The 19,348-nt window shown below is 73.1% G+C and carries 17 protein-coding genes; 10 read left to right on the forward strand and 7 right to left on the reverse strand.

Annotated elements, in window-relative coordinates; all coding sequences use genetic code 11:
• The first annotated feature begins 77 nt into the window (after positions 1–77).
• Together ABZT17_RS35970 and ABZT17_RS35975 are read left to right on the forward strand one after the other, a co-directional pair.
• Positions 78–830 (forward strand): response regulator transcription factor, encoded by a 753-nt coding sequence (locus ABZT17_RS35970; RefSeq protein ID WP_356355418.1) that lies wholly within the window; start codon positions 78–80, stop codon positions 828–830.
• A gap of 2 nt (positions 831–832) precedes the next feature.
• The gene (locus ABZT17_RS35975; protein ID WP_356355420.1) at positions 833–1,945 is read left to right on the forward strand and encodes a HAMP domain-containing sensor histidine kinase; all 1,113 of its coding nucleotides are present in this window, start codon (positions 833–835) and stop codon (positions 1,943–1,945) included.
• Positions 1,946–1,976: 31 nt separating this feature from the next.
• On the opposite strand, the gene ABZT17_RS35980 is transcribed toward ABZT17_RS35975, so the two are convergent.
• Together ABZT17_RS35980 and ABZT17_RS35985 are read right to left on the reverse strand one after the other, a co-directional pair.
• Positions 1,977–2,978 carry an NAD-dependent epimerase/dehydratase family protein gene (locus tag ABZT17_RS35980; RefSeq protein WP_356355422.1) on the reverse strand — a complete coding sequence of 334 codons (1,002 nt, stop codon included), beginning with the start codon at positions 2,976–2,978 and terminating at the stop codon, positions 1,977–1,979.
• 52 nt (positions 2,979–3,030) lie between these two features.
• Positions 3,031–3,384, reverse strand: a complete 354-nt coding sequence (locus ABZT17_RS35985; RefSeq protein WP_356355424.1) for a hypothetical protein — start codon at positions 3,382–3,384, stop codon at positions 3,031–3,033.
• Positions 3,385–3,445: 61 nt separating this feature from the next.
• Between ABZT17_RS35985 and ABZT17_RS35990 the strand changes: the two genes are divergently transcribed.
• Positions 3,446–3,691, forward strand: a complete 246-nt coding sequence (locus tag ABZT17_RS35990) for an acetyl-CoA synthetase (protein WP_356355426.1) — start codon at positions 3,446–3,448, stop codon at positions 3,689–3,691.
• A 48-nt stretch (positions 3,692–3,739) separates the two neighbouring features.
• Here the strand turns inward: ABZT17_RS35990 and ABZT17_RS35995 are convergent, their stop codons facing one another.
• A complete protein-coding gene (locus tag ABZT17_RS35995; protein WP_356355428.1) occupies positions 3,740–6,385 on the reverse strand; it encodes a glycosyl hydrolase in 2,646 nt (881 codons plus the stop codon).
• Positions 6,386–6,537: 152 nt separating this feature from the next.
• On the opposite strand from ABZT17_RS35995, the gene ABZT17_RS36000 reads away from it, so the two are divergent.
• From ABZT17_RS36000 to ABZT17_RS36025, 6 genes are all read left to right on the forward strand, one after another.
• Positions 6,538–7,812: an MFS transporter gene (locus ABZT17_RS36000; RefSeq protein WP_356355430.1), complete on the forward strand. Its 1,275-nt coding sequence runs from the start codon at positions 6,538–6,540 to the stop codon at positions 7,810–7,812.
• A gap of 201 nt (positions 7,813–8,013) precedes the next feature.
• Positions 8,014–10,242, forward strand: coding sequence for an MMPL family transporter (locus tag ABZT17_RS36005; RefSeq protein WP_356355431.1), 2,229 nt, complete (start codon positions 8,014–8,016; stop codon positions 10,240–10,242).
• Between the two features lie 87 nt (positions 10,243–10,329).
• The gene (locus ABZT17_RS36010; protein WP_356355449.1) at positions 10,330–11,601 is read left to right on the forward strand and encodes a sensor histidine kinase; all 1,272 of its coding nucleotides are present in this window, start codon (positions 10,330–10,332) and stop codon (positions 11,599–11,601) included.
• Entirely contained in the window at positions 11,598–12,281 is a 684-nt protein-coding gene (locus tag ABZT17_RS36015) for a response regulator transcription factor (protein ID WP_356355433.1), read from the forward strand. Before ABZT17_RS36010 ends, ABZT17_RS36015 begins: the two co-directional genes overlap by 4 nt.
• Positions 12,282–12,413: 132 nt before the next feature.
• A complete protein-coding gene (locus ABZT17_RS36020) occupies positions 12,414–13,808 on the forward strand; it encodes an alpha/beta hydrolase (protein WP_356355435.1) in 1,395 nt (464 codons plus the stop codon).
• A gap of 129 nt (positions 13,809–13,937) precedes the next feature.
• Entirely contained in the window at positions 13,938–14,714 is a 777-nt protein-coding gene (locus ABZT17_RS36025) for a restriction endonuclease (protein WP_356355437.1), read from the forward strand.
• Positions 14,715–14,723: 9 nt separating this feature from the next.
• Here ABZT17_RS36025 and katG read toward each other — a convergent pair whose 3' ends face one another.
• Entirely contained in the window at positions 14,724–16,919 is a 2,196-nt protein-coding gene (gene katG, locus ABZT17_RS36030) for a catalase/peroxidase HPI (protein ID WP_356355439.1), read from the reverse strand.
• Between the two features lie 24 nt (positions 16,920–16,943).
• A complete protein-coding gene (locus ABZT17_RS36035; protein ID WP_356355441.1) occupies positions 16,944–17,381 on the reverse strand; it encodes a Fur family transcriptional regulator in 438 nt (145 codons plus the stop codon).
• 186 nt (positions 17,382–17,567) lie between these two features.
• Here ABZT17_RS36035 and ABZT17_RS36040 point away from each other — a divergent pair, with 186 nt between their 5' ends.
• A complete protein-coding gene (locus ABZT17_RS36040; RefSeq protein WP_356355443.1) occupies positions 17,568–17,969 on the forward strand; it encodes a hypothetical protein in 402 nt (133 codons plus the stop codon).
• A gap of 2 nt (positions 17,970–17,971) precedes the next feature.
• Here the strand turns inward: ABZT17_RS36040 and ABZT17_RS36045 are convergent, their stop codons facing one another.
• Entirely contained in the window at positions 17,972–18,685 is a 714-nt protein-coding gene (locus ABZT17_RS36045; protein WP_356355445.1) for a cupredoxin family copper-binding protein, read from the reverse strand.
• A complete protein-coding gene (locus ABZT17_RS36050; protein ID WP_356355447.1) occupies positions 18,673–19,188 on the reverse strand; it encodes a hypothetical protein in 516 nt (171 codons plus the stop codon). Before ABZT17_RS36050 ends, ABZT17_RS36045 begins: the two co-directional genes overlap by 13 nt.
• Positions 19,189–19,348 lie beyond the last annotated feature (160 nt).

Raw genomic sequence — 19,348 nt, forward strand, 5'->3', positions numbered from 1 at the left:
TTACGAAACACGGACGTCGGGGCCCGCGCCCGGGCTGGGGAGCGACGTCCGGGACGGCCCGGTGCGAGGCTGGAGACATGCAGCAGCCGTACGCACCCACGGGGGCGAGAGCCATGGACGCAGCCGCTCCCGGGGCCGCCCGGGTCCTGGTGGTCGACGACGACCCGACCGTCGCGGAGGTCGTCGCCGGCTACCTCGGCCGCGCCGGTTTCCTCGTCGACCGGGCCGACGACGGCCCAGCCGCCCTCACCCGGGCCGCCGCCCACTGGCCCGACCTGGTCGTCCTCGACCTCATGCTGCCCGGCATGGACGGCCTGGAGGTCTGCCGGCGGCTGCGGGAACGCGCGCCCGTACCGGTGGTCATACTCACCGCCCGCGGTGACGAGGACGACCGCATCCTGGGCCTGGAGATCGGCGCCGACGACTATGTGACCAAGCCCTTCAGCCCCCGCGAACTGGTCCTGCGGGTCGCGTCGGTGCTGCGCCGCACCCGCCCCGCGCCGGTCGCCCGCCCGCTGGCCGCGGCCGGCCTCGCCGTCGACCCCGCTGCCCGCCGCGCGACCAAGGACGGCGACGAACTCGCCCTCACCCTCCGCGAGTTCGACCTCCTCGCCTTCTTCCTGCGCAACCCCGGGCGGGCGTACAGCCGGGAGGACCTGATGCGCGAGGTGTGGGGCTGGGACTTCGGCGACCTGTCCACCGTGACGGTCCATGTCCGCCGGCTGCGCGGCAAGGTCGAGGCCGACCCGGCCCGGCCCCGCCTGATCCGGACGGTCTGGGGCGTGGGCTACCGCTTCGAACCGGAGCACTTCGAAGCCGAGGGGGAGTGAGCATGCGCGACAACGCCCTCATCGTCCTCTACGCCTTCGCCGGCGCCGCCGCCACGGGCCTCGCCGGAGCGGCCGTGCTGCGCCTGGTCCGGCGCCGCTCGCTGACCCTGTCCGTCACCGTGGTCGCGGCGGTCGGCGTGGGCGGTGTGCTGGCGGGCACCCTCGCGGTCGCCTGGGCGATGTTCCTGTCCTCGCACGACCTGACCGTCGTGACCACGGTCGTCGCCATGGCCGCCGTGGTCTCCCTGCTGACCGCGCTGCTGCTGGGCCGCTGGTTCGTCGCCCGCAGTCATGAACTCGCCGTGGCGGCACGCTCGTTCGGCGAGGCCGGCGACTTCGCCGCGCCCGGAGTACCGGCGACCGCCGAACTGGAGGCGGTCAGCCGTGAGTTGGCCGCCACCAGTGCCCGCCTCGCCGAATCCCGGGACCGCGAGCGCGCGTTGGAGGCCTCCCGGCGCGATCTGGTGGCCTGGATCTCCCACGATCTGCGCACCCCGCTCGCGGGCCTGCGCGCCATGTCGGAGGCGCTGGAGGACGGGGTCGCCGCCGATCCCGACCGCTATCTGAAACAGATCCGCACCGAGGTCGACCGCCTCAACGACATGGTCGGCGATCTCTTCGAACTCTCCCGCATCCACGCGGGGACACTGCCGCTGAGCCGCAGCCGGATCTCCCTGTACGACCTCGTGGGCGACGCGCTCGCGGGCGCCGATCCGCTGGCGCGGGAGTACGGCGTACGGCTGGTCGGCGACGGGGTGGAGCCGGTGCCGGTCGAGGTGGACGGCAGGGAGATGAGCCGCGTCCTGGGCAACCTGCTGGTCAACGCCATCCGCCGCACCCCCGCCGACGGTACGGTGGCGGTCGCCGCCGCCTCCGGCCCCGACGGGGTCGTCCTGTCCGTCACGGACGGCTGCGGGGGAATCCCCGAGGAGGACCTGCCGAAGGTCTTCGAGACCGGCTGGCGAGGCACCCACGCCCGGACGCCCCCCGCCGGCGCGGGCCTCGGTCTCGCGATCGTGCGCGGCATCGTCGAGGCCCACCAGGGCCGGGCCACCGTGCACAACGTCCCCGGCGGCTGCCGCTTCGAGGTGGTGCTGCCCGCCGCCGCCTCCTGATATGGCGGGCAGCACCACCGGTCCCTCGGGCCTACGCTCCGCGCAGCGCGGCCCGTGCGAACTCCCGCATCCCCTCCGCGAATCCGACCTCCGGCTTCCAGCCCAGCTCGGCCCGCAGCCGTCCCGAGTCGGCCGTGATGTGCCGTACGTCGCCCAGCCGGTACTCCCCGGTGACGACCGGCTCGGGACCGCCGTGGGCGTCGGCCAGGGCGCGGGCCATCTCGCCCACCGTGTGCGGCTCACCGCTCCCGGTGTTGTACGCGGTCAGCGTGCCCGGTGCCGAACCCGCCTCCAGCGCCGCCGCGTTGGCCGCGGCCACGTCCCGTACGTGCACGAAGTCCCGGCGCTGCCCGCCGTCCTCGAACACCCGGGGCGCCTCGCCCCGGGCCAGCGCGGACCGGAAGAAGGAGGCGACGCCCGCGTACGGGGTGTCGCGGGGCATCCGGGGCCCGTACACGTTGTGGTACCGCAGCGCGATCGCCGACCCGCCCGTCGACCGGGCCCAGGCGGCCGCCAGATGCTCCTGGGCCAGTTTGGTCGTGGCGTACACGTTGCGCGGATCGACGGGCGCGTCCTCGCCGACCAGCCCCGGCAGCAGCTCGGCACCGCACACCGGGCACCTCGGCTCGAACCGCCCCGCCGCCAGATCGCCGACGGCCCGCGGGCCCGGCCGTACGACCCCGTCGCGCGGGCAGGCGTACCGCCCCTCCCCGTACACCACCATCGACCCGGCCAGCACGAGATGGTGTACGCCCGCCTCGGCCATGGAGGTGAGCAGGGTGGCGGTGCCGAGGTCGTTGTGGGAGACGTACTGTGCCGCGTCCCCGAAGTCCACGCCCAGCCCGACCATCGCGGCCTGGTGGCAGACGGCGTCCACCCCCACCAGCGCCCGCCCCACCGCCACCGGATCGCGCACGTCGGCACCCGGGTCCGCCCGCACGTCGAACACCACGGGCTCGTGCCCGCGCCCCGCCAGCGCCTCCACGACATGGGACCCGATGAACCCGGCACCGCCGGTGACCAGTACACGCATAAGCCCACGCTAGGCCGGAGAACCCGTCCGGCCTGGACCCCGCGCACCCACGTCACGACTCCGTAAGACACGCCGTCCCCGCGGCGGCGACGGTCGTCGTGGCGGCCGTCTGTGCCGAGTGGGGGCATGCTGGTGTTCGTACGCAGGGGCCGGGAGGTGCTGGGATGCGGTGGTGGGTGGGAGTGTGGGCCGTCGTCGGGGCGGTGGTTGTGGTGGGGTGCGGTGCGTCGGGGGGAGCGCCCTCGGGGAGCGGTGGCGGTACGGCGGGGTCGCCCGGCTCGACGAGTCGGTCCTCCGTGACGCCCTCGCCCTCCGTGTCGCCCTCGCCGTCTGCGACGTCGTCCGGGTCGGGCGCCGCGTCGCCCTCCTCGGCGGCCGGCTGTGTCTCCGGGCGGGTGGAGCTCACCCCCGACAAAGGTGCCGCCGTCGTGCGGCTGTGTGCGCGGCCCGGGACCACGGTGGCGCTCGTGCTGGAACCCCGGGCCGACGACAAGCGCTGGACGGCCGTACTGAGCTCCGCGCCGGCTCTCGTCGCCGTCTCCGGATGGCGGCTGGACGCGGACGGCACCGCCCACGCCTCGCTGCGGTGCGCCGGCACCCGGGGCGGTGCGGCCGTCGTCACCGCGCAGGCGAAGGCGCCGGACGTGGCGGGCGCGGCGCGGACCGCTCTCACCGTGCGCGTGGACGTCGTACCGTACACGGCACAGGGGTGACCCCGGCCGGAGCCGGAGCCACCCCTGATGTGTCTGCCGCGCGCCGCGTCAGCCGCAGTCGCGCACCCTGATCGTGTAGATGCCGCGGCCGTGGGTGGCCGCGTACAGCGTGCCGCCGTCGGGGCTCAGCTTCAGCTGGAGCACGGCGACGGCCGGAAGGCTGCCGACGCGCTGCCAGCTGGTGCGGCCCGGCGCCCGGTAGACGACGCCGAGGTCGGTGGCGACGGCGAGGCCGCCGTTCGGTGTGACGACGGCGGAGTTGGCCGGTACGTCGGGCAGGTTCCTGGAGATGTCCTTCCAGGTGGTGCCGCCGTCGGTGGACTCGAACACATGGCCGACGCCGGCGCCGGGACCCTCGGTCCAGTGCCGGGAGAAGCCGTTGACCGCGAGGAAGACGTGGTCGGCGTTCTTCGGGTCGACGGCGAAGCCGCTGAGGTACCGGTTGGGTACCGTGCCGTCCACGGGCAGGGCGATGTCGTGCCAGCCGGTGCCGTCCGCGTTGCCGACGGAGATGCCGCGGGTGAAGCCCTGGTTGTTGCAGGGGCCGCACCAGGCCGCGTACACCTTGCCGCCCGAGGCCGCGACGGCGGTCGCGGTATGGCCCGCGCCGAGGTCGTACACGCTCTTCCACTCGTCACCGCTGCGGATGGCGTACCCGTGGGTCTGCACCCACACGTGCCGGCCGCCCGCGATCCATGTCGAACTGCTCTTCAGATCGGCGGCGAGCGGGGCGATGAAGCGGGCCTCGCCGGTGGCGTTGTCGGCCGGGGCGACGTTGTACGACGTCGCCTTGCTCGGGTCGGTCAGCCAACTGCCGTCGTTGACGGCGCAGTTCTGCGTCACCTGGATCGAGAGGTACACGTACTCCTCGGCGATGTCGCAGCCGTTGGCCGGGTCGGTGAGCGTGTCGCCGCCGTCGCCGCCGAAGTTGGAGCCCATCACGGTGTCGTTGCTGCGGAGGATGGACTGGCCGTTGTCCTGGAGGCCGCCGGTGACGGAGACGCCGCCGTGGTCGAGGTCCTTGCCGACGCCCACCGAGTAGTACTGGAGGGTGTCGATGGTCCCGTCGTTGAGGGAAGTCCAGTCGGTGGCATGGCCGGAGGCGTCCTGGGAGCCGTTGACCGGGCGCTTGTAGACACCGCCGTCGTTGCCGACGTACACGAAGCTCTTGCCGTGGTAGCTGCCGATCGCGACGCCGTGCTGGTCGGAGTGGGTGGTCGGGTTGCAGTCACCGGTCTGCTTGGCCGGATCGATGGACCAGCAGGGGAAGTTGAAGTTCCAGTAGGGGCCGACCGTGGACCAGGTGGAGCCGCCGTCCTTGGTCTCGTAGACCTCCTCCAGGCCCGCGTAGACGTGATCGGCGTTGGCCGGGTCGACGGTGAGGAACTGGTTGTACCAGGCCTGCACGCCCGGCATGTAGCCGCTGCTGGTCAGCGCCGAGCCGTCGGCCGCCAGGCCCTGGTAGTCGGCGATCTTCGTCCAAGGTCCGGTGGGGGAACCGGACTTGGAGACGTAGATGCCCTCCAGACCGCTGTCCGGGTTGGTGTTCAGCTGCTCCGGCGACTGGTCGATGGCGTAGTAGCGGGAGCCGTCGGCGGAGCGGGCGAAGGTGACGTTGCCGACGTCGTCCGCGTCGGCCGGCAGATCGCCGAGACCGCTGGTGATCCGCGTCCAGGTACCGTCCGCGCCCTTGGTGTAGAAGCCGTTGTAGTCGTCACCGCTGCGCCAGCCGACCGCGAGGACCACCTTGGACGGGTCCTTCGGGTCGATCGCGATGTCATTGGCGATGTTCTTGTACGGTGCCGAGGGATCGGCTGCCTGCGAACCGCCCGGCAGATAGTCGGGGTTGGGCGCGAACTCCAGCTTCCAGGCGCCCTTCAGGGTCTTGGTGGAGTGGCTCCACACGCCCTTGCTGGTCGCCGCCCACACCTTGCCGCCGCCGAAGCGCAGCTCATGGATGGTGGTGGACTCCAGCTGGTCGCCGCCGACCCGGCTGCGCGCGGAGAAGGTGCCGTCGTGCGGGTGGGACAGGACGTAGACACCGCTGCCGAGGTAGGCGTCCGCGTTGGTGGTCGCCTCGCCGGTGCCCAGCCACAGCCGGCCGGAGCGGTCCAGGGCTAGCGCGCCGGTGGACTGCGAGGACAGCTTGTCGCTGATCGGCTGCCAGTGCCCGCCACCGTGCCTGGAGCGCCATACGCCGCCGCCCGCGCTGCCCGCGTACACGTACCCGTCGTCGTCCGCGGCGATCGCCGCCATCCGGCCGGTCACATTGCCGGAGCCACCGCTGGAGTTGGAGTCGATGTCCCGGTAGCGCGAGTCGTCGGAGTTGTACGGCAGATCGGTGACATTGCGCCAACTGCCGCCCGTGGAGGGGAGACTGGTGAGGTCGTCCCAGGCGGCGCCGTACGCGCCGGGCGCGACGATGCCGGGCGAGGTGCGGGCCTCGGCGTACTGGTCGGCGCCCTCGGCTATCTCGTCCGCCTCATTGCCGCCGTCGTCGTCCTCGGCCGTCAGGCTGGGGCGCATCACGCCCACGGAGTGCTCGCGCTGGGCGGCGAGCCGGTCGAGGGTGCGGACGCCGAAGGGGCTGGTGCCCCCGCCGGACGCGGCGCTCGCGGGCAGTGCGACCAGCGCGGCGGTCGCGGTGAGCGCGCAGGTCGTGAGCCAACGTCGTCTTCGGGTCGATACTGACAACGGATCCTCCCAAACGGGCATGTGTACAGCCGTCGCTGGGACCTGATCACACACACGGGAAGGAGTGTCCGGAACTTGGACAGGTTTTGACTGGAACCTGTCACTTCAGGTGCCGGGTAGCGACCCCGGCGGCAAGGAAGAGGTGCGTCCCCATGCGGCCCTGGCGGTTCGTGGTGTGGTTCGGCACGGTGAGCCTGCTCGCGGACTTCGTCTACGAGGGCGCCCGCTCGATCACCGGCCCGCTGCTGTCCTCGCTGGGCGCGTCGGCGCTCGTGGTCGGCGTGGTGACCGGCGCGGGCGAGGCGGCGGCGCTCGGACTGCGCCTGGTCTCCGGGCCGTTGGCGGACCGCACCCGGCGGTTCTGGGGTCTGGCGATCGCCGGCTACACCCTCACCGTGATCTCCGTACCCCTGCTGGGCGTGGTCGGCGTCCTGTGGGCGGCCTGCGCGCTGGTGATCGCCGAGCGGGTGGGCAAGGCGGTGCGCTCACCGGCCAAGGACACCCTGCTGTCGCATGCCACCGCCGCCACCGGGCGCGGACGCGGCTTCGCCGTCCATGAGGCGATGGACCAGGTCGGCGCGCTGATCGGCCCCCTCGTCGTGGCCGGCGTGCTCGCGCTCACCGGCGGCGACTACGGACCGGCGCTCGGCGTGCTCGCCGTACCGGGAGTCGCGGTCCTGGCCCTGCTGATGTGGCTGCGGGCCCGGGTCCCCGACCCGGAGGCGTACGAACGAGCGGCCGCCGCCGACCCGGAGGCCGACGAAATCGGGGCTGCTTCTCCCGCGGTCTCTTCCGCCGCCGCTTCCGGCCCCGCTCCCGTTCCCGCCGCCACGCCCGCTTCCGCCGCCGCTCCCACCCCCGGCCCCGCGCCGGACGCCCGTCTGCCGCGCGCGTTCTGGACGTACGCGGCCTTCACCGCCGCCACCACCGCCGGCTTCACCACCTTCGGGGTGCTCTCCTACCACCTCGTCGAGCGGCATCTGATGACGGCCGCGTGGGTGCCGGTGCTGTACGCCGCCGCCATGGCCGTCGACGCCCTCGCCGCCCTGGCGACGGGCTGGCTGTACGACCGCGCGGGTGCGCGGGTGCTGGCCGCGCTGCCGGTCCTGACCGCCGCCGTCCCGATGCTGGCGTTCACGGACACGGTGGCCCCGGCCGTGCTCGGCTCCCTGGTGTGGGGCGCGGCCATGGGCATCCAGGAGTCCACCCTGCGCGCGACGGTCGCCGACCTGGTGCCGCCGGGGCGGCGGGCGACGGCGTACGGCGTCTTCGCCGGGGTGGTCGGCGCGGCGAGCCTGGTGGGCGGGGCGCTGACCGGCGCCCTGTACGGGGTGTCGATCCCGGCGCTGATCACGGTGGTCGTGGCCGCGCAGCTGCTGGCCCTCGTGCTGCTGGCGGTCCAGAGGCCGGGTCGGCGCGCGGACTGAGCCGCGCGGACCGCGCCGAGGCCGTCCTACCCGGCGTCGTACCGGCGTCGTACGATCCGCTCCTCCTGAAGGAGGACCCCGCCCGCCCGGCTCGTGCCGTCGCACCAGGCCCCAGTGCCAGCACGGGCACGATGCCCCGGCACACCCCCGCGAGCCACGCTGGTCGCTCACCCCGAATCGCGACCTGGAGATCCGTTTCTCGTGGCTACCTTGCTCTATCGGCTGGGCCGGAGCGCCTTCCAACGGCGTTGGCGTGTGCTGTTGTTGTGGGTCGTGATCCTCGGCGCCGTCGGCCTCGCCGCCGCCGAGGCCCCGGCCGCCTCCGACGACGGCACGTCCTTCATGCCGGGCATCGAGGCCCAGAAGGCCTTCGACCTGATCGGCGAGCGCTTCCCCGGCTCGGACGCCGACGGCGCGAACGCGCGGATCGTGTTCGTCGCGCCGGGCGGGGAGAAGGTGACCGCGGCCGGGCACCGCGCCGCCATCGACGCGCTGGTGGGCGAGGCCGCGAGTGAGCCCCAAGTGGCCGACGCCGTCAGCCCGTTCACGGCGGGGGCGGTGAGCGGGGACGGCTCCACCGCCTACGCCACCGTGAACTTCAAGGTCAAGGCGGGCGATCTCACCGACGCCGACAAGGCCGCGCTGGAGAAGGCCGTCGACCGGGCCCGGGACTCCGGGCTCACGGTGGAGGTGGGCGGCACCGCCCTCGCCGAGCAGCCGGCGGCGGGCGGTCCGGCCGAGGGCATCGGCATCGCCCTGGCCGCCGTCGTCCTGCTGATCACCTTCGGCTCCCTGGCGGCCGCCGGTCTGCCCCTGCTGACCGCGATCGTCGGCGTCGGGATCAGCATGGTCTCCATCACGGCGCTGGGCAGCGCCTTCGGCCTGTCCCTCACCACCGGGACCCTCGCCACGATGCTGGGGCTCGCGGTCGGCATCGACTACGCCCTCTTCGTGGTCTCCCGCTACCGGGAGGAGCGTGCGGGCGGCCACGATCCGCGGGAGGCGGCCGGCCTCGCCGTCGGCACGGCCGGTTCGGCGGTCGTGTTCGCCGGTCTGACCGTCGTCATCGCGCTCGCCGGTCTGTCGGTGATCGGCGTGCCGATGCTGACGAAGATGGGCCTGTGCGCGGCGGGCGCGGTGGTCGTCGCCGTACTGATCGCACTGACCCTGGTCCCCGCCCTGCTCGGGATGTGGCCGAACGCCGTGCTGCCCCGCCGTACCCGCGGGCGCGGTGCCTCGGCCGGGCCCCCGCCCCGGGACAACGGCGGTTCCCGCTGGGCCCGGTTCGTGCTGCGCCGTCCGGTGGCCGTCCTGGTGGCGTGCGTCGCGGGTCTCGGCGCGCTCGCCCTGCCCGCCACGCACCTGGAGATGGGCATGCCGGGCGCCGAGTCCAAGCCGGTCTCCTCGACCGAACGGCGCGCCTACGACGACCTCGCCGACGGCTTCGGCGCGGGCTTCAACGGGCCGCTGACCGTCGTCGTGGACGTCCGGGGAGCCACCCGGCCGAAGCAGGCGGTCGGCGACCTCGCCGGGAAGATCCGCGCCACCCACGGGGTCGTCTCCGTCTCTCCCGCGCGCTTCAACCCGGCCGGTGACACCGCCCTGTTCTCGGCGGTCCCGGCCACCGGCCCCAACGACGAGCGGACCAAGGACCTCGTCCACACCATCCGCGCCGAGCGCGCGGCCCTGGAGCGGGGCACGGGGGCGCGCTTCGAGGTCACCGGCTCCACCGCCATGGACATCGACGTCGCGAACGCCCTGCAGGACGCGCTCGTGCCCTATCTCGCCGTCATCGTCGTCCTGGCGCTGCTCCTGCTGCTGGTCGTCTTCCGGTCCGTGCTCGTGCCGGTCAAGGCCGCCTTCGGGTTCCTGCTGTCGGTGCTGGCCGCGCTCGGCGCGGTGGTGGCGGTCTTCCAGTGGGGCTGGGGCGCCGGACTGCTGGGCGTGGAGCAGCCCGGCCCGATCATGAGCCTGATGCCGATCTTCCTGGTCGGTATCGTCTTCGGCCTGGCCATGGACTACGAGGTGTTCCTGGTGTCGCGCATGCGGGAGGCGTACGTCCACGGCGACCGGGCCCCCGACGCGGTCGTCACCGGGTTCCGGCACAGCGCCCGGGTGGTCGTCGCCGCGGCGGTGATCATGATCGCGGTGTTCTCCGGCTTCATCGGCGCCGGCGAGTCGATGATCAAGACGGTCGGGTTCGGCCTCGCCGTCGCGGTGCTGTTCGACGCCTTCGTGGTCCGGATGACGCTGGTGCCCGCGGTGCTGGCCCTCCTCGGCGACAAGGGGTGGTGGCTGCCCCGGTGGCTCGACCGGCTGCTGCCCCGCGTCGACGTCGAGGGCACCGGCCTCGCCGCGCCGCCCGGGCCCACCGCCGCGCCCACGTCCACGAGCGGCACACCGGCGCCGCAGGAACCGGCCCGCACCTGACCCTCGTAGGACGGACCGCGGCGCCCGGTGCGACGGCGCCGCGGTCCGCCGTGTGTGAGCATGACTGTCCTGGACCCTCGGAGTGTGATGTACAGCAGCTGGCAGAGCCGGGCGGCGGCCCGGCCGAGAGCCGTCGAGGTCACGGCGCTGGTCGTGTTGTTCGCTCTCACGGTCGCCGTTGTCCTGCTCACCCGGGCGGTGATGCCCGAGACACCGGACCTGTGGCCCGCGCTCGTCCTCGGCGCGGTCGCCTGCGCCGCGCTGCGATGGCGCCGCGACCACCCGCTGCACGTGCTCGCGGCGACCACGCTGTGCACCATGGCGCTGGGTGCCCTCGGCTATCTCCTGACTCCCGGGGTGATGGGCCCGCTCCTGGTCGCGCAGTACGCGGTGAGTGTGCGCACCCCGCGCCGGGCCACCTGGAACAGCGCCCTGGCGGCCGCCGCCGGCATGGTCGTCACCGGGGTGTTCCGGGCGCCCTTCCACAACTCCGTGGTCCTCGCCGTCGTCAACCCGGCGGCCTGGGTGCTGCTGGCGGCGGCCTTCGGCTCCTACGTCCGGGTGCGCCGGGAGTACGCCGTGGCCCGCGCCGAGCACGCCGCCCGGGAGCGCGACGAGGAGGCACGGCACCGGGTGATCCAGGAACGGATGCGCATCGCACGGGAGTTGCACGACGTCGTCGCCCATCACCTCACCCTCGCCGACGCCCAGGCCGGCACCGCCGCGCACTTCTCCGGGACCGACCCCGCCAAGGCACTGGAGATCATCGGCGCACTGCCCCGGACCACGGCCGCCGCCCTGCGCGAACTCAAGGCCGCCGTAGGCCTGCTGCGCCAGGACACCGACCCCGCCGACGACCTGGCCCCCGCACCCGGTCTGGACCGGCTGCCCGATCTGGTCGACGCCTGCGCGGCGGCCGGCCTGGAGGTCACCGTCACCACCGAGGGGCGGCCGCGGGGGCTCACCCCCGTGCTCGACCTGACGGCGTACCGGATCATCCAGGAGGCGCTGACCAACGTCAGCAAGCACGCGGCCACCCGTACCGCGCGGGTCGGGCTGCGCTACACACCCCGCCGGCTGAACCTCACCGTCACCAACGAGACGACCGGCCGCCCCGCCGCCACCCACGGCGCCGACGGCGGCTTCGGACTGCTCGGCATGCGTGAGCGCGCCATGGCCGTGGGCGGCACCTTCCGCGCCGGCCCTCGCCCGGAGGGCGGCTTCGAGGTCGACTGCGCCCTGCCGTACGCCCCTTATGCCCAGGACGCCCGCGACGACCGGGACGACCGAACCGCCCCCGGTCGTCCCGGCGCCCCCGACCGCCCCGGCAGACCCGACGACGAAAGCCCCGCGCCATGACCATCCGTGTCCTGCTCGCCGACGACCAGGCCCTGCTGCGGGCCACCTTCCGGATGCTCATCGACTCGGTCGAGGACATGACGGTGGTCGCGGAGGCGGCCGACGGTCAGGAGGCCGTCGACCTCACCGCCGAGCACCGCCCCGACGTGGTCGTCATGGACATCCGTATGCCGCACGTCGACGGAGTGGCCGCCACTTCGGCCATCTGCGCCCGGCCGGAACTCGGGGACACCCACATCCTGATCCTCACCACCTTCGAGAACGACGCGAACGTGGCGGGGGCCCTGCGGGCCGGTGCGAGCGGCTTCCTCGGCAAGGGCGTCAGCCCCGAGGTGCTGCTGTCGAGCATCCGTACCGTGGCGGACGGCGACTCCCTCCTCTCGCCCACCGCCACCCGGGCCCTCATCACCCGCTTCCTCGCCACCCCCGACACCGACGGGTTCCTCGCGCTCCCCGACGCCGTCAAGGCCCTGACCGACCGCGAACGCGAGGTCACCGCCCTCGCCGCGCACGGAAAGTCCAACGCCGAGATCGCGGACCAGCTGGTCCTCAGCCCGTTGACCGTACGCAGCCACATCCAACGGGCCATGACCAAGCTCCACGCCCGCGACCGCGCCCAGCTCGTGGTCGTCGCCTACCAGAGCGGTCTGGTCAAGGCCCGCCCGCACCAGGGCGGTTGAGGTCCGGTCCCTTGGATCGCGGATGAAGTTGTGCAACTTCTTGACGGGCGTAAGAAATTGGCCCTAGATTCCCTGACGCTTCGTTCAGTGCACTGAGCATCCGCTGCACCCCTCCCCACAGGAGCCGCCCCCATGCCTGCCAGCACCCGCTCCCGCACCCGCCGCACCCGGCTGCGCGTCGCCCTGGCCGCCCTGGCCACGCTGACCTCCGCGGCCCTCACCACCCTCCCCTCGGCCGCCGAGCCGGACACGGCCGTTTCCGGCCACCTCACCGGCACCCTCGCCGACGGCGCCACCTGGATCGCGGACGTCCCCGAGCAGTGGAACGGCACCCTGCTGATCTTCAGCCACGGCTTCGGCCCCACCGTCGCCCAGGACGCCCCCTCCGCCGCCGTCCGCACCCAACTGCTCGCCCAGGGCTACGCCATGGCCGGATCGTCCTACGACCCCCATGGCTCGATGTGGGCCCTGAACAGCGCCGAACGTGACCAGTTCGCCACCGTCGACGCCGTCACCGCGAAGATCGGCACACCGCACCGCACCCTCGCCATCGGCCAGTCCATGGGCGGACTGGTCAACGCGCAGCTCGCCCGCGACGGCGCCGGCCGTATCGACGGCGCGCTCGGCCAGTGCGGCCTGGTCGCGGGCGGCACCGACCTGGACAACTACCAGCTGGACGCCGAGTACACGATCGCCCGACTGTTCCTGCCGGAGCAGGACGTGAAACTGATCCACTTCGGCACCTCCGACGAGGCCGCCGCGACCGCCAAGAAGCTCACCGACGCCGTCACCGCCGCACAGGCCACCCCGCAGGGCCGCGCCCGCGTCGCGCTCGCCGCCGCCTTCCTCAACCTGCCCGCCTGGTCACCCGGCAAGGCCAAGCCGGCGCCGACCGACTGGGCGGGCCAGGAGGCGCAGCAGTACGACTGGTTCGCGCAGGGCATCCTGACGTTCGTCGAGGGCGGGCGCTACGCGATCGAGCAGTCCGCCGGCGGCAACAACTCCTGGAACAAGGGCGTCGACTACGGCCGTCTGCTCGCCGGTTCCGAACACGCGCCCCAGGTCCGCGCCCTCTACCGGGCGGCCGGCCTCGACCTGCGGGCCGACCTGAAGTCCCTGACCGAGGGCGCCTCCATCACCGCCGACCCCGCGGCGGTCCGCACCGCCCAGCGCACCTCCTCCGCCGGCCAGGGCCTCGGCGTACCGCTCCTCGACATCCACACCACCGCCGACAACCTCGTTCCGGTGCAGCAGGAGAACCGCTTCGCCGCCCGCGTCCGCGCCGCCGGCGACGGCGCCCTGCTGCGCCAGGCCTTCGTCGACCGGCAGGGCCACTGCGCCTTCACCACCGCCGAGACCGTGGCCGCCCTGCACGCCCTCGAACACCGCGTCGAGACCGGCCGCTGGGACGACGTGGCCACGCCGGCCGCGCTCCAGAAGTCGGCCACCGCGCTCGGTCTCGACGGCGCGGCGTACGTCCGCTACCACCCGTCCCGCCTGACGGTGGGCCGCGACGGCCGTCACTGACTCCGGGCGCGCCGCCCGCGTGCGGACGTGTGCTCTCGGCGCCGTTCCGGCCGACCTGGCCGATACGCGACCTTTCCGCCGTTCTCGGCCTTGTCCACACTGCCCTTGAGGGAATCGGGGGTGGTGCGGATGGCCGCGCGGCGCAAAGGACCACGAAGGCGCCGGGCGCGGGGGCGCAAGGCCCGCAGGGACGCGCTCTCGCGCCGGGCCGGCGCCGGACTCGCGGTGGTCCTGGTACTGGCCCTGTTCTGGTCGGCGGTCTGGCCGTACGTCATCGGGATCGCCGTCGCGGCCACGCTCGGCGGGCTGGGCTGGTGGATGTGGCGTACGGACCGGATCGTGCGCGGACGGGACCGGGAGTGGCGGCGCCAGGACGCGACCGCCGCCGCGCACCGGTCGCTCGCCGAGGTGGACACCATGAGCGGTACGGAGTTCGAGGACTTCGTCGCCGCGCTGTGCCGTCGGGACGGATGCCGTGAGGTGCGACGCGTGGGCGGCTCGGGCGATCAGGGCGCCGATGTCGTCGGGCGGTTGCCGGACGGGCGGGCCATGGTCGTGCAGTGCAAGCGGTACACGCCGAGCGCGGTCGTCGCCAGCCGGGAGGTGCGGGACCTGCTCGGGTCGAAGGTGCACTTCGGGGCCGACGTCGCCGTGTTCGTGACGACGACCCGGTTCAGCGGGCAGGCCATGGACGTCGTCACCCGCAACGGCATCGTCGCCGTCAACCGCGACCTGCTGGGTGCCTGGAACAGCGGTGCCTCGCTGCCCGCGCTGATGGGCCTGGACGGTACCGGCGAGGGCGACGCCCGCCACCGGGCGCGCCGGCGGACGACGTACGGGCGCAAACGGCGGCGTCCGGGCCGCCCCCTGCGGGACGGCCCGGACGTCAGTGGCCTCGCTCGGTGACCCCGGGGATCAGGCGATGTCGAAGCGGTCCGCGTCCGAGACCTTGACCCAGGCCGCGACGAACTCCTTGACGAACTTCTCCTTGGCGTCGTCCGAGGCGTAGACCTCGGCGAGCGCGCGCAGTTCGGAGTTGGAGCCGAAGACCAGGTCGGCACGGGTGCCGGTCCACTTGACCTCGCCGGTGGCGTCGTCGCGGCCCTCGAAGAGGGTCTGGTCCTCGGAGACCGACGACCACGTGGTGCCGAGGTCGAGCAGGTTGACGAAGAAGTCGTTCGTCAGCTTGCCCGGGGTCTCGGTGAGGACGCCGTGCGCGGTGTCCTGGTGGTTGGCGCCCAGGACGCGCAGGCCACCGACCAGGACGGTCAGCTCGGGGGCGCTCAGACCGAGCAGGTTCGCCTTGTCGAGCAGCAGGAACTCGGCCGGCAGACGGTTGCCCTTGCCCTGGTAGTTGCGGAAGCCGTCGGCGGTGGGCTCGAGCGCGGCGAAGGACTCCGCGTCCGTGTGCTCCTCCGTGGCGTCCACCCGGCCCGGGGTGAAGGGCACCTCGACGTCGAAGCCGGCGTCCTTGGCGGCCTTCTCGACCGCGGCGGCACCGCCGAGGACGATCAGGTCGGCCAGGGAGACCTTCTTGGCGCCGGTGTTGAAGCCGGCCTGGATGCCCTCCAGGACCCGCAGCACCTGGGCGAGCTTGTCGGGCTCGTTGACCTCCCAGCCGGCCTGCGGCTGGAGGCGGATACGGGCGCCGTTGGCACCGCCGCGCTTGTCGCTGGTGCGGAAGGTCGACGCGGACGCCCAGGCGGTGGAGACCAGCTGGGAGACCGTGAGGCCCGAGTCGAGCAGCTTGGCCTTCAGGGCCGCCACGTCGGCGGCGTCGATGGCCTCGCCCTCGGCGGCCGGCAGCGGGTCCTGCCACAGCAGCGTCTCCTCCGGGACCTCCGGGCCGAGGTACAGGGACTTCGGGCCCAGGTCACGGTGGGTCAGCTTGTACCAGGCGCGGGCGAAGGCGTCCGCGAACTGGTCGGGGTTCTCGTAGAAGCGCTGCGAGATCTCCTTGTAGACCGGGTCGAACTTCAGCGACAGGTCGGTCGTGAGCATCGTCGGGAGCTTCTTCTTCGTCGCGTCGTGCGCGTCCGGGATGATCGCCTCGGCGTCCTTCGCGACCCACTGCTTCGCGCCGGCCGGGCTCTCGGTGAGTTCGTACTCGTACTCGAAGAGGTTCTTGAAGAAGCCGTTGCTCCACTGGGTCGGCGTGGCGGTCCAGGTGACCTCCAGGCCGGAGGTGATCGCGTCGCCGCCCTTGCCGGTGCCGTAGGTGCTCTTCCAGCCCAGGCCCTGCTGCTCGATCGGGGCGCCCTCGGGCTCGGGGCCGACGTTCTCCGCGGGGCCGGCGCCGTGGGTCTTGCCGAAGGTGTGGCCACCGGCGATGAGGGCGACGGTCTCCTCGTCGTTCATCGCCATCCGGCGGAAGGTCTCACGGATGTCGCGGGCCGCGGCGATCGGGTCCGGGTTGCCGTTCGGGCCCTCGGGGTTGACGTAGATCAGACCCATCTGGACCGCGCCGAGCGGGCTCTCCAGGTCACGGTCGCCGGTGTAGCGCTGGTCGTCCAGCCAGACCTTCTCGGGGCCCCAGTAGACGTCCTCCTCCGACTCCCAGACGTCCTCACGGCCGCCGCCGAAGCCGAAGGTCGTGAAGCCCATGGTCTCCAGCGCCACGTTGCCGGCGAGGATCATCAGGTCGGCCCAGGACAGCGCCTGGCCGTACTTCTTCTTGACCGGCCACAGCAGACGGCGGGCCTTGTCCAGGTTGCCGTTGTCGGGCCAGCTGTTCAGCGGGGCGAAGCGCTGCTGGCCGGCGCCGGCGCCGCCGCGGCCGTCGCTGACGCGGTAGGTGCCCGCGGAGTGCCAGGCCATCCGGATCATCAGCGGGCCGTAGTTGCCGAAGTCGGCCGGCCACCAGTCCTTGGAGTCGGTCAGCACCTCGGCGATGTCCTGCTTCACCGCCGGGAGGTCGAGGCCGTTGAACGCCTCGGCGTAGTCGAAGTCCTCACCGAGCGGGTTCGCCACGGCCGGGTTCTTGGCGAGGATCTTCAGGTTGAGCCGCTCCGGCCACCACTGGCTGTTGCCGCCGCCCTGGGTCGGGTGCAGGGCACGGGCGTCGTGCGCCACCGGGCACTTCGCCTCTACGGCGTCGTTGTTCTCGGGCATGGGAATCCTTCCGGGGGTTGCTGCTCAGGCCGTGCGTGCGGAGGAACAGTCGGGGCACAGGCCCCAGTAGATGACCTCGGCCTCGTCGATCGCGAAGCCTCGGTCGTCCGAGGCGGTGAGACAGGGAGCGTGACCGACCGCGCAGTCGACGTCGAAGACGGCACCGCACGACCGGCACACGAGGTGGTGGTGGTTGTCACCGACCCTTCCCTCGAACCGGGCCGGGCTGCCGGGCGGTTCGATACGGCGTACGAGGCCCGCGCCGGTCAGTGCGTGGAGCGCCTCGTACACCGCCTGAAGGGATATGTGGCCGACCCGGCCGCGCACGCCCGTGGCGATCGCGTCGACGTCGAGGTGGTCACCCTCGCGGACGGTCTCCAGCAGTGCGACCCGGGCGGCAGTCACCCGCAGGCCGGCACCGCGCAGCTCATCGGCGGTGGTCGGAGGCTGGGGTGCGGTCATGGCGACCAACCTACAGCCATAAACACGAACGATTCAAGAAAACGAACCGTGCAAGTTTGGTGTCGGACTGATTGCCCCACGGTGGATCCCCGCAGATCAAGGGGTTCGCACCACTGTTCACGCATACGGGTGAGGCCATGGATGGATGTCCGGTCTACGGAGGTTTACTGCGCTGTGCTGGAGCGCGTGGGTGTCTTCGTACTGTGCGCGTGGCTCCTGACAGCGGGGCTCGGCGGCCATCTCGCCTCGGTGTGGATCCGCCAGGGCGGTCTCAGGCAGCGCACGCCGGGCGTGACACGGCTGCCGCTCTGGCTGGGCGTGGGGCATGTGGTGCTCGCCGTCGGCGGGCTCGCCGGCTGGAGCGCCTATGCCGCGGGCGGGGTGCGGGGCACCGCGTGGGCGGCCTGCGCGGTGGTGCTGATCGTCGCTGCGTTCGGCTTCATGATGCTGCTGCGCCGGCTGCCGAGCTCGGGCCGGCACTCGCACGGCCGCCGCACCGCCGAGCGCCACTTCCCCCTGACAGCGGTCGTCGCCCACGGCATGTGCGCCGGGGCGACGGTGCTGCTGGTCGTGCTGGGGCAGACGTGACCTCAGTCGCCGCTCCGGGACACGGCCGCCGACCGGGACCCGACCAGCAGCAGACACAGGACCGCGACGCCCGCGACCACGCCCGTCAGGAGCAGCAGCGGCTCCAGGGGGCGGATGTCGGAGACCGCGCTCGTGGTGGCGAGGGCGGGCTGGGCGGCAGCGGCGGCAGCGGCGGGCGGGGTGGGGGACGGGGAGTCCGGGGGATCCGACGAGGGCGCGGCGGCCGGTTCGGTGGCCTTCCCGGGGCTCGCGGCGCCCATGCCCGGCATGCCCGCCATGGAGCTCGACGGGGACCGTTTCGTCGGTACGGCGGCGGGTGCCGAGGCGTGGTGCTCGTGTGCCGGCGCCCGGGTGACCGGGGCGGCGGCGGGCTCCACGACGAGCCGCGCGGTCATGCCCGGGTGGACCGTGCAGACATAGCCGTAGCTCCCCGCGGTGGTGAAGGTGTGACTCCAGCTTGCGCCCTTGGCCAGCATGGGGGAGTGGACCGAGGCCGGTCCCGAGGTGGTCTCGACGTCGTGCGGCGCATGGTCCCGGTTGGTCCAGGTGACCGTGTCCCCGGCCGTGACGGTGAGGCTGCCGGGGCTGAACGCGTAGCCGGACATCAGGACCTGGTGGGCGGTGGCGGCCCGGGCCGGTGAGGCGGGCAGCACGGTGACGGGCGCCGCCACGAGGAACGCGGCGAGCAGGGTGCGCGGGACGGTCAGCCGGTGCATGTGAACTCCGCGGCGACGAGCAGCCGGACACGGGCTGCGGGGCGGGGGCGGGGGAGGGTGAGACCGGTCCTGCGACGCAGCGGGCGGTACGGCAGCCCGAGCGTGCCGAGGACCAGGAGCCGGTCGGCGGTGCGCTCCACGACACGGAAACCGAGGACGACCTCGGCCGGATCGCCGGCCAGGGCGAGTTCCCCGGGGACATGCAGCCGGGTGGCCTCGTCCGTGGGGGTGAGGCTCGTACTGACGAAGGTCAGCGGCCGGCCGCCGAGCGGCCGTCCCGCCAGCTCCAGGCTCAGCACACAGTCGTCGGAGTCGGGCGCCACGGTGAGCGTGGCGTCCAGGGCGGTGAGACGGCGGCGCAGGGTGGTCAACGGGCCGAAACGCGCGGTCAGTTCGACGATGCAGCGGTCCGGGGCGGCGGTGTAGGTGCCGGGGTCTGGCAGCCAGTCGGGGCCGGGGACGGGCGGCGGAAGCGGCGCGGTGGGAAGGGTCTCGGTGGTCATCTCGGCACCTCGATGGGCGAGGAGTGGGAGGGACGGGGGAGAATGGGGGTGCGGCGGGCCGGCCGACTGCGACTCGGCCGTCCCCGGCCCGGGTCTGACGCCCCTCGGCGAGCAACAGGCCGCCGCGCTGCCCGGGGCCCTGGCCGGTGAGGACATCGAG

The organism is Streptomyces sp. NPDC005648 (assembly GCF_040605395.1).
In the GTDB taxonomy this organism is placed as follows: domain Bacteria; phylum Actinomycetota; class Actinomycetes; order Streptomycetales; family Streptomycetaceae; genus Streptomyces.

Bases quoted from the DNA above. Each gene is read 5' to 3' on its own strand.
- ABZT17_RS36015 (WP_356355433.1), top strand. From the start codon at position 11,598: ATGACCATCCGTGTCCTGCTCGCCGACGACCAGGCCCTGCTGCGGGCC.
- ABZT17_RS36020 (WP_356355435.1), top strand. From the start codon at position 12,414: ATGCCTGCCAGCACCCGCTCCCGCACCCGCCGCACCCGGCTGCGCGTC.
- ABZT17_RS36000 (WP_356355430.1), top strand. From the start codon at position 6,538: ATGCGGCCCTGGCGGTTCGTGGTGTGGTTCGGCACGGTGAGCCTGCTC.
- ABZT17_RS35970 (WP_356355418.1), top strand. From the start codon at position 78: ATGCAGCAGCCGTACGCACCCACGGGGGCGAGAGCCATGGACGCAGCC.
- ABZT17_RS36025 (WP_356355437.1), top strand. From the start codon at position 13,938: ATGGCCGCGCGGCGCAAAGGACCACGAAGGCGCCGGGCGCGGGGGCGC.
- katG (WP_356355439.1), bottom strand. From the start codon at position 16,919: ATGCCCGAGAACAACGACGCCGTAGAGGCGAAGTGCCCGGTGGCGCAC.
- ABZT17_RS36010 (WP_356355449.1), top strand. From the start codon at position 10,330: ATGTACAGCAGCTGGCAGAGCCGGGCGGCGGCCCGGCCGAGAGCCGTC.
- ABZT17_RS36045 (WP_356355445.1), bottom strand. From the start codon at position 18,685: ATGCACCGGCTGACCGTCCCGCGCACCCTGCTCGCCGCGTTCCTCGTG.
- ABZT17_RS36050 (WP_356355447.1), bottom strand. From the start codon at position 19,188: ATGACCACCGAGACCCTTCCCACCGCGCCGCTTCCGCCGCCCGTCCCC.
- ABZT17_RS36035 (WP_356355441.1), bottom strand. From the start codon at position 17,381: ATGACCGCACCCCAGCCTCCGACCACCGCCGATGAGCTGCGCGGTGCC.
- ABZT17_RS35975 (WP_356355420.1), top strand. From the start codon at position 833: ATGCGCGACAACGCCCTCATCGTCCTCTACGCCTTCGCCGGCGCCGCC.
- ABZT17_RS35980 (WP_356355422.1), bottom strand. From the start codon at position 2,978: ATGCGTGTACTGGTCACCGGCGGTGCCGGGTTCATCGGGTCCCATGTC.